The sequence below is a fragment of the Ruegeria sp. A5 genome, from assembly GCF_056543005.1.
On the sequence record NZ_JBQGAV010000012.1, the window covers coordinates 13,009 to 26,881 of the forward strand.

The following is a 13,873-nucleotide window of genomic DNA, read 5'->3' on the forward strand; positions in this document are numbered from 1 at the left end:
GAAACAAGAGGTCGCATGTCGCGTTTTGATGGGTATTTCCTGCGGCAATTGCTGGTGCTGTTTGGCTTTTTCACCCTTGTGCTTGTCGGGGTTTTTTGGATCACGCGTTCGGTCAGCCTTTTTGATCGGGTCATCAGCGGCGGCCAATCGGCGATGGTGTTCCTGGAGTTCACGGCGTTGACCTTGCCGACGCTGATCCGGACGGTCATGCCCATGGCGGTGTTTGCGGCCGCTGTTTACGCCACCAACCGTTTGAGCCGCGAAAGCGAGATGACGGTGATGCTGGCAACAGGCTCCAGCCCGTGGCGACTGGCGCGCGCGGTCTTGGTGTTCGGGCTCAGTGCGGGACTGATGATGGCTGTCATCAGCGTCTTTTTGCGACCTGCATCGGTTGATCAACTGGAATTAAGACAGGATGAAGTTGCCGGAGATGTCACCGCACAGCTGTTGAATGAGGGCGAATTCTTGCATCCAGCAGAAGGTGTAACCGTCTATATCGGCGATATCGATTTGGACGGAACGCTGCGCGAAGTCTTCGTCTCAGACCGTCGCGATGGGATTAACCCTGTCAGTTATTCCAGTGCCACCGCCTATCTGGTCAATCAGGCTTCGGGCATTCATCTGGTTATGCTGGATGGGATTGCGCTGCGGTATGATCAGGCTGGTAACACGCTGTCATCCACGTTGTTCGAAGACGCCTCTTACGACATTTCCGAACTGACCCAGAATTCGAGTATGGGCCATCGCAGCCTTGAAGCCATCCCGACGGTCGAGTTGATCTGGGATCGCGAAGCGGTCTCAGTGAAAGATGATCACAGCATCGGCCATCTGGTGGATGAGCTGCACCAGAGGTTCTCGTGGATTGCGATTTGTATTGCGGTCGCATTGGTCGGATATTCGACCCTGATGCTGGGTAGCTTTTCGCGCTTTGGGCTTTGGCCTCAGATCCTGGGTGCCTTTACCATTCTGGTCCTGCTTGAGGGGGTTCGGGGATTCGTATCCCCGTTCGTCATCAATGATCCCAGACTTTGGGGCTTGCTGTATCTTCCCGCCGTTATGGGCGTGCTTGTGTCGGTTCTGTTTTTACTGGCCGCGGGGCGACCCTTGCTGCGAAAAAGGGTTCGAAACGGAGCACCAAAGCCGTCACCGGTCTGAAGTCAGCGGCGAAGTTCCTCCAGGCACTGCAGGATGTTTTCAACTTCTTGACTGTCCGAACGGACCACCAAATACAGCGGTAGCATTAAGTCGCGCGCATCTTTCTCGCGCAACAGCTCGCCTGAGTTCAGATGCTGAGTGATGACATAGTCCGGGAAATACCCATACCCGCCACGCTGTAGGAGATAGCGTAAAGCCATCAAGCAATTACCCAGAAAGATAGTTTGCCCTGTCGCGAGACGCGCTGTGGAACGGACATGATCCCGGTAGGTCTCGCCCAGTTCTATGTTGACAAATACCCGTTCAGCGTCGGTGTTCGCATCCTTCCTGCTTTGAACCAAAGACAGCCGTTCGGGCGCAAGTTCGTGGAATACCACGCGCCGGTCCGCAGGTTTTTCATGGGTCAGCGCGGCGTCAAGTACGTGGGTCGCAACGGCGTCGACCATATCCAAATCATGGTCGTAATTCAGGGTTAAAAGCAATTGTCCAAACCGTTGTTCAAAGCGAACAGCAAGGTCCACCAGTAACGGATCCCACACGCTCAACTGGGCACCCAGACGCAGTGCCAACCGATTTTGAATCTGTTCAGGCAGGTCGTTGGCGGCGAACGACCACAGCGACAGCATCTGTTCAGCATAGGGTTTGAATTGGCGACCGTACTCGGTCAATACCGTTCCGCCGGCCCCGCGCGAGAACAGTGGTTTGCCTGTTGCGTCTTCCAAGGCCCTGATCCGGGCGCTGACTGCGGTTTGGGTTACATTCAACTTACGGGCCGCTGAGTGAAATCCGCCGGTTTCGGCTATGCTTAAAAATGTTTCCAGAGATTTGGTTTGCATATTGAAAGTATTTTTTGATCGTATTGATAAAATCAATTCATTTTTTTGCCTATATATGCCGCTTTAAAGTGATTTGACGAACGTAGCCAAAGGATTCGCGCGATGCTGGACAAGAGCCACAAACCCACCTGGACCAATTTTGAAGAGGCGACCAAGGCCGACTGGGATGCGGTCATGGAGTATGAAGAGAGCTACAACGCTGCTTTGCCGGATCGCATACTGGACGCCATTCGTTCACTGGACGAAGAATGGACGCCGTATCCGCTGAATCGCTATCAGCACAGCCTACAGGCCGCGACACGAGCGTATGAGGACGGCGCTGATGAAGAGTTGGTTGTGGCTGCCCTGATCCATGACACCGGCGATATCTTGTCGCCTTATAATCACGGGGAACTGTCCGCCGCGATGATGAAGCCCTATGTCAGTGAGAAGATACACTGGATTCTCAAGCACCACTGCGTGTTTCAGGGCTACTACTACAATCATCATCTAGGTGGTGATCGGAATGCTCGCGACAAATACCGCGACAGCCCGTATTGGGAGGACTGCCGCTATTTTTGTCATGAATATGATCAGAAGGCGTTCGACCCGGATTATCCGACCAAACCGCTGGAGTTCTTCGAACCCATGCTACGCCGCGTTCTGAACAAGGGCGAAGGGCACATGGAACTGAATGAGACCGCCGAGGGTTAACAGGCGGCCATCAGGCGATAGACGATCTGGGCGGCGGTAAAATCCCAGGCGGCATTGCCGTTCGGGGCCAGTTCGACGACGTCGAAACCCACACATTTTCGGCCCTTCAGGGCGTGTTCCACCAGGCGCAGGGCTTGATAATATTCCAGCCCGCCTGGGACGGGTGTTCCAGTGGCGGGCATGATTGCCGGGTCCAGCCCGTCAACGTCAAAGCTGACGTACACCAGATCGGGAAAATCCTTGGGCAAATCAACCGAGTGGATGTTGCCGGTAACCAGTTCTTCGGCGTCCACATGAAACACGTGGTTTCTCAGGCGGCTTTGGGCTTCTTCAGTCGAAAAGGCGCGAACGCCGAATTGCGCCAGACGGATACCTTCTTCGGCAAGAAGATGCATGACTGAGGCGTGAGAGTGTTTCTCGCCCTGATAAGCGTTGCGCAGATCAGCATGGGCGTCGATTTGCACGATACCAATCGGTTGGTTTAGAGCGCGGGCAACACCCAACACTGCGCCGTAGCTAAGTGAATGCTCGCCACCTAGCGTCACCGGGGTTTTGCCGGCGCGAACGGCCGCTTCCGTGCGTTGGGCTAGGCGTTCCATTATCTCTGGCAACGCTGCATCGCAGTCAACGGGTTCTTCGGTGAAGATCCCCTCGACGCAGGGCTCGGCGTGGCCAGTGATGCGTTCCAGTTCATTACTTGCTTCGATAATTGCGTCCGGGCCTTTGGCGGTGCCCGCCCCGTAAGATACAGTGCGTTCCAGCGGCACCGGGATCACACGGAACCGCGCGTCCTCAGTGCGCTCGGATGCGGACAGTTCACTGTCGAGGAAAATACTCATGAGAGGCGGCCTTTAAAGTCGTCATAGCCGAACTGTTTGATGATTTTCAGTTCGTCCGTTTCGCTGTTCCACAGCGCTATAGTCGGTAGCGGAACTCCGTTGAAGGTGTTGGTTTTGACCATCGAGTAATGCGCCTGATCGAGGAAGGCAAAGCGTTGGCCGATTTCCAGTGGCTTGTCCCAAGTGTAGTCACCGATCACGTCGCCCGCCAGACAGGACGGGCCGCCAAGGCGATAGGTATGGCCTGCCTCGGCCTCATCCATGAGGGCGGGGCGATAGGGGGCTTCGATGACGTCCGGCATATGGCAGGTGGCCGAGATATCGGTGATCGCAAGGGTCATACCGTTGGTCGGCAAGTCGAGGATTTCGCCAACCAGAATGCCCGCATCTAGGGCCACCGCCTCACCGGGTTCCAGATAGACGTCGATACCGTGTATCTCACGGATGGATTTGATGAAGGCGACCAGCCCGTCGCGGTCATAGTCATCACGGGTGATATGATGCCCGCCGCCGAAGTTCAGCCATTTGAGTTGGCCAAGGTACGGTTTGAGTTTTGGCTCAACCGCGTCCCAAGTCCGCTGCAACGGCTCGAACCCCTGTTCGCAGAGCGTGTGCATGTGCAGCCCGTCCACGCCACTCATAGTCTCGGCGGTCAATTGGCTGATCGGCGTGCCCAGACGCGAGCAGGGCGCGCAAGGGTCGTATTTGGGGATTTCGCCTTCGGAATGTTCCGGATTGATGCGCAGACCGACCTGTACGCCGGCGGCTTGGGCTTTTGCCAGAAAGCGGTCCTTTTGCGCGGGTGAGTTGAAGATGATGTGGTCCGATAGCGACAGGATTTCGTCCATGTCCGCGTCTTTATATCCGGCGCAGAAAGTGGCGACCTCGCCGCCATATTCTTCGCGGCCCAGCCGGGCCTCGTAGATGCCGCTGGCGCAGGTGCCGCCAAGGTATTGGCGTACAAGCGGGGCCAGCGAGAACATCGAAAACGCCTTGAGGGCGCTGAGAATGTGAGCGCCGGAGCGGGTGCCGATATCGGCAAGGATGTTCAGATTTCGTTCGACAGCTTTTTCATCGACCACGAAGCAGGGGGTAGGTATGCGGTTTAGATCAAACCTACGGAAAGCTCCTGCATCTCCGGCTTGTGTAGTCATCATGTCGGCCAAGAGGTTATCTCCGGACAGTGCGGAGGGCAGTGCCTGACCGCGGGTGGGTGCGAAGCGCCCGCCCATGGGGACGGTCGGGCGCTGCCCGGCGTTGCCGCCGGGCGAGGATTTAGAAGTTAACCGGGCCGTCGAGTTCGTGGACCTGCCATGGCAAACCTTGTTCGTTCAGCATGTCCATGAAGTTGTCAGGGTCGAGTTGCTCCATGTTCCACACGCCCGGTTCGCGCCAATTGCCTTTCAGCACCTGCGCCGCACCGATCATGGCGGGGACGCCGGTGGTATAGCTGACGGCTTGGCTGCCGACCTCGGCATAGCATTCCTCGTGATCGCAGATGTTGTAGATATAATAGGTCTTTTCGCCCGAGCCGTCCTTGGCCTGACCTGTGGCGATGTCACCGATGCAGGCTTTGCCCTTGGTCTCCGCGCCCAGATCGCCGGGATCGGGCAGCAGGGTTTTCAGGAACTGAATCGGGATGATTTCCTTGCCGTCATGCATCACCGGGTCAATGCGAGTCATACCGACGTTTTCCAGCACCTTGGCGTGGGTGATGTAGGCGTCGCCGAAGGTCATCCAGAAGCGGGCGCGCTCAATCTCGGGGAAATGGGTGCTGAGCGATTCCAGTTCCTCGTGATACATCAGGTACATGTTCTTGGGGCCGATGGCGGGGAAGTCGAACTCGACATTGTGGGTCATCGCCGGGCTGTGCTGCCATGCGCCGTTTTCCCAATGGCGCACCTCGGCCAGCACTTCGCGCAGGTTGATTTCCGGGTTGAAGTTGGTGGCGAATTCTTGATCGTTGCTGCCGCCATTCGCGTCCAGCACATCGATCTGACGGATCGTATCCAACTTGTGCTTCTTCAGCCATTTGGCGAAGACGCTGGTCACACCCGGATCGAAGCCCGAGCCGAGGATGGCAGTCAAACCAGCCTCTTTGAACCGTTCTTGATAGGCCCATTGCCAGTGGTATTCGAACTTAGCCTCGTCCTCGGGCTCATAGTTCGCGGTGTCGAGATAGTGGATTCCGGCCTCAAGACACGCGTCCATCAGAACCAGATCCTGATACGGCAGGGCCAGGTTTACGAGGATTTCTGCACCCGTTTCTTTGATCAGTTTGACTGTATCTTCAACCTTGTAGGCGTCCAACTCGGCAGTCGTGATGTCTACACCAACACGTTCTTTCACGGCTTTGGCGATGGCATCGCATTTTGACTTGGTTCGGCTGGCCAGCGTGATCTCGTTAAAGATGTCCGAATTCATCGCCATTTTGTGCACGGCTGCGTGGGACACGCCGCCCGCGCCGACAACCAGTGTTTTGCCCATGGGATAGTCTCCTCTCAAGGGGTTATTCGTAATAGGTGTAGCCGTTGATCGAGTCGCGATAGGCGCTCATCAGGGTTTTTCGGTCCTTGGCTTGCAGAGTACCGGTCGAAATCGCCTCGTCCACCATTTTGCGGAACGCGGCGACACAGTCTTGCGGGTCGAATTCCACATAAGACAAGACTTGAGAAATTGTGTCGCCCTCTTGTTCATGCAGCAAGTCGAAGCCACCGTCGGTGCGCAGGTCGATGGTGACTACATTGGTGTCGCCGAACAGATTGTGCAGGTCGCCAAGTGTTTCCTGATAGGCGCCAACGAAGAAGACGCCCATGAAATACTCGCCTTCTTCGGGCAGCGAATGCACTGGCAGGCTGGGGGACACGCCGTCGGCCAGTATGAATCGGTCGATCTTTCCGTCGCTATCGCAGGTGATGTCGGACAGGACCGCGCGGCGGTCTGGTGTTTCATTCAAGCTTTGCAGCGGCACGATCGGGTGCAATTGGTCGATGGCCCAGACATCGGGGAGGGATTGGAACAGCGAGAAGTTGCAATGGTAGATGTCTGCGACCTTCTCAAGCTGGTCATCCACTTCCGTGTCCAGATCATCACTTGCCGCCAAGGCCTTGAGACGGGCCATAAGGGACAGGTAGATGCGCTCGGCCCGGGCCATCTGGCGCAGGTCGACATACCCGCGTCTGAAAAGCGCGCGCAATTCATTGCGATAGAAGGTTGCGTCGTTCCAGCATTCCTGCAGACGATCCTTGCTGAGATAGCCGTGTACTGCGGCGAGGTCCGAAACCATGTGGTGGTCATCGGGCTCGGCCATTGGTCCGTCCGGGGCGTCGTAGAGTGTGCTTTCCAACACGTTGAAGACCAGCATGGACGACGTCGCAACCACCGCACGGCCGCTTTCGGTGATCAGTGTGGGGTGGTCGATTTCAGCCTCGTCCATGGCGTAAGCCACGGTTTCGACTACGTTGGCGCAATATTCCTCGACCGTGTAGTTGATCGAGTTTTCCGCGGCCTTTTTTTCGCCCGTGTAATCCACCCCCATGCCGCCGCCGAGATCCAGATAGCTGAGTGGTACACCTTCACGCGAGAGTTCGGTGTAATACCGGCATGCCTCGCCAACAGCGCGGCGCACATCGTTAACGTCTTGCACCTGTGAACCCAGATGCGAATGTTGCAGCTTGAGGCAGTGCAGCAATCCCGCCGCTTTGAGCTTGTCCACGGTGGCAACAAGCTGGTCGGTGTTCATTCCAAAGGCGGAACGGTCGCCCGAACTTTCTTCCCATTTGCCGCTGATCTGATTGGTCAATTTGACCCGAACGCCTATCAGGGGCTCGATCCCCAGTTGGTTATAGACCTCGATGACGGTATTGGCCTCTTTTGGGCTTTCCAGCACGATGACGGTGTTGAACCCGATCTTGCGAGACAGGATCGCCAATTGGATGAATTCAGCATCCTTGACGCCATTGCAGACGATCAGCGCTTCGGGGGCCAGGCGATGGGCCAGGGCCACCACCAGTTCAGGTTTTGATCCTGCTTCAAGGCCATAATTGTATTTCTTGCCGAACTCGACGATCCGGTCGACCACCTGCGCCTGTTGGTTCACCTTGATCGGAAAAACACCGCGATAGTGGCCCTTATAGTTTACGCGCGCGATTGCCTCGGCAAAGCTCTCGTTCAGGTGCGCGATTTCATGCTCTAGATAAGACGCAACACGCAAGACCATCGGGGCTTTGATCCCCCGGTCGTCCAGATCGCTGAGGATGCCCGGCAGGCTGATTGCCTCGGCCTCGGGGGCCATCGGATTGCGCAGAGCTATCTCGCCCCTTTCTGTCACCTCAATGAGGCCATGGCCCCATTTCTCAACCCCGTAGATGGAATGCGGTGCGTCGGGCGTCTGTTTCAATCAGATCAGTCCTTAACTTGGGTGTGCTGGTTTAGCGCCTGCCAATACGGCAGCAGTTTGATTCGTCCAAGTGTAAACTGTGAGAGGGTTCGCCGCCGAATTCTAGCCGTATGTACGGATCGGGATCAGGTGGTTGTCCCACTGGCAATCCGACCGCGCGGTGATTTCGGCGCCGGTGGTCGTCAGAGTGCCAAATGCACCGGTTCCGGTGGTAAACGCCAACCCAGCCTTGCCGGCGCCTAAACCGCAAACATCTTCGAACACTAAAGCTTCGATGAATGCTCCGCAATTTACGTCGAAACGGTGCAATGCATCGCCTCGCGGACAGGTGATCGCAACCGATTGGCCATCGGTGGAAAAGGCAATGCTGCCAGCATACCATTGCAACTCTCTTTGCTGCGTTTCGGGCGCTGACAAAAGGCGAGGCTTTTCGCCCCTTCGGTGAAGCCCCAGAAGGGCAGGGTACTTGGTCTGGCTGCCTTGCCATTGCATTGCAAAACCCACTAGACCATCGTCACGCACCGCAAGATGGCGGATCGAGTTTTTGTGCAGCGCGCGGGGTAGCTCTACTTGCTCCAATATCGAACCCGAAATGTCGAGATAGCTCAGGTTGGGCTGCATCGTTGGCAGATTTAGCTTGGTCCGACCGCTGTCGGGGTGTGTCTCGATGCCGCCATTGGCGATGACCAGTATGGCGCCACCGGGCAGCAAGCGCATGTCGTGGGGGCCTATCCCACCTGACGAGAACTCTCCCAGCCGTGCGAAGCTGATCGCGTCCCAGACGCCAACCACACCTTCTGCGGCCTCATAGTCGTTTTCGGTTGTGAAAAACTGTGTTCCATCAGCCGAGAATGCACCATGCCCGTAGAAGTGGCGGCCATTGGGTGCCTCCAGCCGCTTTAGGACAGAACCATCTGTACAATCAATTACAATTGCAAAGGTCCCGGGGCGGCGGGCAAAGGCGACCGCTTGGGCTTTGAACGGATGGGCCGCGGCCGCGTGCCCGCGTGCGGGTAGCGGTATAGCGAACAAAACTGCGCCCGAGTTATCCAGGCCGGACAGGCGGTAGCTACCATCTGGGAATAAGGCAGCGGCCAGATAGCGGGGCGCGCCGACGGACGCCCAACCCGGCACCGAAGCAAGACTGGCGGCACCAAGGCCTGCAAGAAATTCGCGGCGGTTCGTCAATGGTCAATCCCCATCCAGTGAGTTGAATCCGGCGCTGATGCCGAGCGTCGGGCCAAGCTCGGTCGCGGCGATCTCGCGAATGTCGTTGATCGATTGCTGCAGCGCTTCGATGCGGACGCGACCTTGCGGTGTCGCAACACCGGCAAGGGCGGGGTCGTTCAGTGATTGAGCCCGGTCGATGGCCCGCGCGAAACCGGCATCCAGATCTGCAGCAATCTCAGGGTGGTCAAAGGACAGACGGGCGGCCAAGTCACGCAGGGCGATCAGAGACAGCGTGACATGATGCAACGACCGCTTGGACCGCCGCGCTTCAGCACGGTTCGGGCGCGGACGCTCGAACGTTCCTAAAGGGCGTCCAATGCGTGTGTCGGCTGTGAACTCTAGCCCCGTTGTAAGCGCCTTGAACAGCTCCTGCATTGCCTCATCGCCCGAGCGATAGAGGCTGTTGTCCCCCGGCTGCGTCAGTCGTGGTGCGTAGCTTTGCCAGTCCGTGTTGATCGCGACGGCATTTCGGTTGATATCAGTGGTGATGGCGCGGATAAGCGCGCAACGATAGTCGGCGCTTCCTTGTTCTGTCATCGCTGGATCAAAGAGCATTCGTTCCAATGCAAAAAAGCCGCGCCCGGCGATTGAGGTTTCGGCAAAGGCATCGGGGTCGTCGACGGCAGTGTCTTCACTGGCGATGTGTCGGGACAGGGTTTTGGGCGTGAATCCTTTGGTATCTGGCCAGAAAGCCAGTGCAAAAGCGCGATCGTCAGCCTCGGACGGCCCAAAACGTAAATGGCTGGCCGAAATCCAGCTATCGAATGCCGTGGCGTAATCAGCGCGCAGGTCGTCTGACTCCGGTTCGCAATCTGTTTGGGCTGTGGTCGACAAAGCACCGGTTGCGTCAGCCAGCTCTGCAAAGCGCGGTAGAATATGCGTTTCGGTCACATCCATCAAAATCGGAGCACGATCCTGAGCAAAGGCGCCCAAGGGCACTAGCAGGGCGGCGGCGAAAGTAAGGCTACGCATGGGTCAGAGGCTCCCAAGAAAGCGGATCAGGGCGTCGCGGTCGGCTTTTGGCATTGAAACAACCGTGTCGCGGGCGGCCTGCGCCTCGCCACCATGCCAAAGGATGGCTTCAAGCAGGGATCGCGCGCGACCATCGTGCAGGAATTGGGTGTGGCCCGAGACGCGCTGGGTCAGGCCGATGCCCCACAAAGGCGGCGTGCGCCATTCGCGGCCCGTTGCGCGGGCCTCGGGGCGGTTATCGGCCAGACCCTCGCCCATGTCGTGCAACAGCAGGTCGGTATAGGGCCAGATAAGCTGGAAGCTCTGTTCGGGCCTATCGGGCATCCTGTGGGTGACATAAGCAGGCGTGTGGCAGGATGCGCAGCCCGAGGCAAGAAACACTTCTTTCCCGCGCAGCACTTCAGGGTCATCGGTGTCTCGGCGCGCCGGAACACCGAGATTGCGGCTGTAGAAGGCGACGAGGTCCATGCCAATTGCGTCAATCTCGAATCCCCGCACATCGCTGTCACCGTGCGGTGCCTCAATGCAGTTGGCCTGCAATTCGGTGCAATCGCCGTGCGGCGCGGGGTAAAGCGGACTTGATATGCCGATATCACCTGCGAAGGCCGCCGCCGATTGCTCCATCACCGTGGGCATCCCGGCCTTGTGACCAAAGCGGCCCATCATTGGTTCGCCAAATTCCGTCGACCATACGATGTTCGGACGGCCCGAGATACCATCGCCGTCTTCGTCATCAGGATCGGCTTTGGCCAGCAAGTCCTCAACCGGAATTGATTCCAGCAACCCCAGTCCGATCATCTGCGGCGCAACTCGAGGGCTAAGCATCGCGTCCGGGTGCAGCGGGCCATAGCCTAAATCGGCGGCCTTATAGCTGGGGCGGCGGAGCGAGGCCGTTTCGCCGTCGGACAGCGCGACGGGGACTTCCTCATACGTGATGTCCAGCCGATATTCTGCGGGATGGCCTGCCAGAGCGAAATCCTGCAGTTGAGTGCCATAACTCGGATCAGGCAGGGTGGCGACAAAGTCTTCGATCTCGGCAGGCGCGCCCTCTGGCTTGCCGGGAACCGAAACTCTCAGGAACATCGAGACGGCATTGTCATCCGGGCCGTTAGGCGTATGACCGCGCCCGTCCTTGATGTGACAGCGCTGACACGAGCGGGCGTTGTATAGCGGACCCAAACCGTCCGAAGCCAGAGTGGACGACGGAGACGAGACCCAGATCTTTTTGAACAACCCGTTGCCGACTTTGAAGTCCAGCTCCTGTTCGAAGCTTAAATTGGCGGAGGGCTGAGAAAACGCGTCCGTATCAGTGCGCGCCCGCACGGTCGCAGCACCAGCGGACAGTTCTTCGAACCGCTGCGGCACACTGAAGTCATCCGGCGTAGCTGTGACAGCGTCGATCCGGGCGCGTTCTTCGGCAGTTCTTGGAAGGAAGTTTAGATGAGAGTCCCGCAGCTCGGTGGCTTGGGAAGAGGTGGCCGTTAGTGCGGCCACCGATGCAAGGGCAAGCTTACTCGCCTTCGTCCATCTTGGATGCGTTAAGTTGCGCATAATTGGCTTCGCCAATCCTTTCATAAAGGTCGAGCTGCGTTTCGAGGAAATCGATATGTCCTTCTTCGTCGCTGATTAGTTCTTCGAACAGACCCATGGACACATAGTCGCCGGCCTCGCGGCAGTATTCCCGCGCTTCGACATAAAGCGCCCGCGCGTCTTGTTCGGCGGCTAGATCGCATTCCAGTGTTTCTTTCGGGGTCTGCCCGATGCGGAGTGGGTCAAGTTTCTGCAGGTTGGGGTGGCCCTCCAGAAAGATGATCCGCTCGATCAGCTTGTCTGCATGGCCCATCTCCTCGATGGATTCCTCACGGCTTTTCTTGGCCATATGGCCAAGCCCCCAATCCTCTTGCAGGCGGTAATGTAGCCAGTATTGGCTGACCGCCGTCAGTTCATGCCGCAGAGATTTGTTGAGGTATTCTATGACCTTGGGATCGCCCTTCATGTGCTTTCTCCTGTGATACTTCGGATCGCAATGACCGAAGCTGCATGGGGACTTTAAGATTATCGTCTGCGCGCATTGTGTCTAGGAAAAGCGGCATACATCCGCCGCAATCCGCTGACTTGCCAAGGGCATGATAGATCTTGCCGGGAGTGATGATGGTCTGTGGGTCTGCCGTGCGCATCCAATCGATCGCCGCTCGGATATCGTGGTCAGAGATGTTGGTGCAATGGCAAACGATCATGGCGACTCAGTCGGTATATGCTATTTCCGAGTGAAATAGTTGGTTATTGAGGGCGCGTCCAGTGCCAAGACGCCACACTCGATGTTGAGAAAGGCCGAGAGCACTAAAAATGCGCCCGGCCATGATGCCTATTGGAATACCGCGTCAGGGTTATCCAAGCTGTCCGAGCCTTCAAAATCGATCTGCTCAAGCTCCAGCACGGTCACGATGCGTTCGATGGTCTTGGTTTGATCGACCAGTCCATTGACGCCACCCATAATCAGCGCTTCGCCACCTTCATTGCCGCGTTCCAGCATCTGGTCATACGCAAAACCCGCTTCGGCGGTTGATTTGATACGGCCTAGCGCCAGCATGGTGTTGGCCAGCTTGGCTTTCATCTCTGTATCAAGCGTCGGATCGGCTGCGGTCACCAGATCCGATAGGGATGCACCCGAAACAGGCGTGCCATCGATGCGGGTATAGCTGCCCAAATACACATTCTGGATGCCCAGGCCGTCATAGTAATGGCTGTTGTGGGTGTTGTCCGAGAAGCAGTCCTGCTCTTCCTCGGGGTCGTTCAACATCAGGCCGAGGCGCATACGCTCACCAGCCTGCTCGCCGTAGGACAGCGAACCCATGCCGGTTAGGATCGCACTAACGCCAGCAGTTTCATTTGCGGCAAGAGCGGCACGTGCGTCACCATCTTCGGTCCACTGGGCAGTCATCCATTCCAGATCACTGATCAGCAGATCGGTTGCCGCTTTCAGATACTGGGCGCGGCGATCGCAGTTGCCACCTGTACAGCCGTCACCAACTAGATAATCGGTATAAGGACGACTTCCTGCGCCCGTGCCGTGGCCGTTCAGGTCCTGACCCCACAGCAGGAATTCGATGGCGTGATAGCCGGTGGCGACGTTCGCCTCGATCCCGTCAGCCTCGTGCAGCGTATCCGACAGCAGGGCAGGGGTGATTTCGCTTGCGTCGATGGTCTCGCCAGACAGATCAAAGCTGGGGTTGGCGATGACGTTCAGCGCCGCAAACTCGTTCTCATCGCTGGGGCCTCCGTAGGAGGAATCCACATAATCTATCATGCCCTCGTCCAGAGGCCATGCGTTCACCTTGCCTTCCCAATCGTCGACGATGGCGTTGCCAAAGCGATAAACCTCGGTCTGCTGATACGGCACGCGCGCGGCGATCCATGCGGCACGGGCTGTGTTCAGAGTGGCATCGGACGGGTCAGCAATGAGGGCGTTGACGGCAGCTTGCAGTTTCTTTGCTGCAATCAGACTGTCGTCATATTTGGCTTCGGCGATATTGGAATATGTGGTCAGAACATCGGCTTTGGACGGGGCCTCGGCGACAGCTGTACTTGCGATACACAAGGTCAGGGAACTGGCCGCGTTGAACAATCTGGTCATGTGGAACACTTTTCTTTCTTAGCGGGATTCGGACCCCGGCAGACGCAGCGGGGCTGGATGTGGCAATTTCTTAGAGAAATAGTCAGTAATGTCAACCTGAGTTTTATTGTCAGGT

Annotated in this window: 13 protein-coding genes; 2 read left to right on the forward strand and 11 right to left on the reverse strand. The window is 57.3% G+C overall.

The annotated features are described in order from the left end of the window. Nucleotides 1-15 precede the first annotated feature (15 nt). A complete protein-coding gene (gene lptF, locus ACR0AY_RS19695; RefSeq protein ID WP_170392575.1) occupies nucleotides 16-1,155 on the forward strand; it encodes an LPS export ABC transporter permease LptF in 1,140 nt (379 codons plus the stop codon). A gap of 2 nt (nucleotides 1,156-1,157) precedes the next feature. On the opposite strand, the gene ACR0AY_RS19700 is transcribed toward lptF, so the two are convergent. After that, on the reverse strand, nucleotides 1,158-1,991 hold the full coding sequence (locus tag ACR0AY_RS19700; protein WP_170513489.1) for a LysR family transcriptional regulator: 834 nt from the start codon (nucleotides 1,989-1,991) through the stop codon (nucleotides 1,158-1,160). A gap of 102 nt (nucleotides 1,992-2,093) precedes the next feature. Here ACR0AY_RS19700 and ACR0AY_RS19705 point away from each other — a divergent pair, with 102 nt between their 5' ends. Continuing rightward, on the forward strand, nucleotides 2,094-2,684 hold the full coding sequence (locus ACR0AY_RS19705) for an HD domain-containing protein (protein ID WP_170513492.1): 591 nt from the start codon (nucleotides 2,094-2,096) through the stop codon (nucleotides 2,682-2,684). Here ACR0AY_RS19705 and speB read toward each other — a convergent pair. The 10 genes from speB to ACR0AY_RS19755 all read right to left on the reverse strand — a co-directional run bounded on the left by speB (nucleotide 2,681) and on the right by ACR0AY_RS19755 (nucleotide 13,758). Further along, nucleotides 2,681-3,523: an agmatinase gene (speB, locus tag ACR0AY_RS19710; protein WP_170513495.1), complete on the reverse strand. Its 843-nt coding sequence runs from the start codon at nucleotides 3,521-3,523 to the stop codon at nucleotides 2,681-2,683. The genes ACR0AY_RS19705 and speB overlap by 4 nt on opposite strands. Further along, nucleotides 3,520-4,689: a carboxynorspermidine decarboxylase gene (gene nspC, locus ACR0AY_RS19715; RefSeq protein WP_170513619.1), complete on the reverse strand. Its 1,170-nt coding sequence runs from the start codon at nucleotides 4,687-4,689 to the stop codon at nucleotides 3,520-3,522. The genes speB and nspC overlap by 4 nt, the downstream gene beginning before the upstream one ends. 109 nt (nucleotides 4,690-4,798) lie before the next feature. Continuing rightward, nucleotides 4,799-6,010, reverse strand: coding sequence for a saccharopine dehydrogenase family protein (locus ACR0AY_RS19720; RefSeq protein WP_170513498.1), 1,212 nt, complete (start codon nucleotides 6,008-6,010; stop codon nucleotides 4,799-4,801). Between the two features lie 22 nt (nucleotides 6,011-6,032). Then, the gene (speA, locus tag ACR0AY_RS19725; protein WP_170609702.1) at nucleotides 6,033-7,922 is read right to left on the reverse strand and encodes a biosynthetic arginine decarboxylase; all 1,890 of its coding nucleotides are present in this window, start codon (nucleotides 7,920-7,922) and stop codon (nucleotides 6,033-6,035) included. 102 nt (nucleotides 7,923-8,024) lie between these two features. After that, on the reverse strand, nucleotides 8,025-9,110 hold the full coding sequence (locus ACR0AY_RS19730) for a DUF1513 domain-containing protein (protein ID WP_170513504.1): 1,086 nt from the start codon (nucleotides 9,108-9,110) through the stop codon (nucleotides 8,025-8,027). Nucleotides 9,111-9,113: 3 nt separating this feature from the next. Beyond that, nucleotides 9,114-10,124, reverse strand: coding sequence for an imelysin family protein (locus tag ACR0AY_RS19735; RefSeq protein ID WP_170513507.1), 1,011 nt, complete (start codon nucleotides 10,122-10,124; stop codon nucleotides 9,114-9,116). Nucleotides 10,125-10,127: 3 nt separating this feature from the next. Further along, complete coding sequence (locus ACR0AY_RS19740) at nucleotides 10,128-11,675, reverse strand: di-heme oxidoredictase family protein (protein ID WP_170513510.1); 1,548 nt, start codon at nucleotides 11,673-11,675, stop codon at nucleotides 10,128-10,130. Further along, the gene (bfr, locus tag ACR0AY_RS19745; RefSeq protein ID WP_170392566.1) at nucleotides 11,635-12,120 is read right to left on the reverse strand and encodes a bacterioferritin; all 486 of its coding nucleotides are present in this window, start codon (nucleotides 12,118-12,120) and stop codon (nucleotides 11,635-11,637) included. Before bfr ends, ACR0AY_RS19740 begins: the two co-directional genes overlap by 41 nt. After that, on the reverse strand, nucleotides 12,068-12,361 hold the full coding sequence (locus ACR0AY_RS19750) for a (2Fe-2S)-binding protein (protein ID WP_170512852.1): 294 nt from the start codon (nucleotides 12,359-12,361) through the stop codon (nucleotides 12,068-12,070). Before ACR0AY_RS19750 ends, bfr begins: the two co-directional genes overlap by 53 nt. A gap of 128 nt (nucleotides 12,362-12,489) precedes the next feature. After that, nucleotides 12,490-13,758 (reverse strand): imelysin family protein, encoded by a 1,269-nt coding sequence (locus tag ACR0AY_RS19755; RefSeq protein ID WP_170513513.1) that lies wholly within the window; start codon nucleotides 13,756-13,758, stop codon nucleotides 12,490-12,492. Nucleotides 13,759-13,873 lie beyond the last annotated feature (115 nt).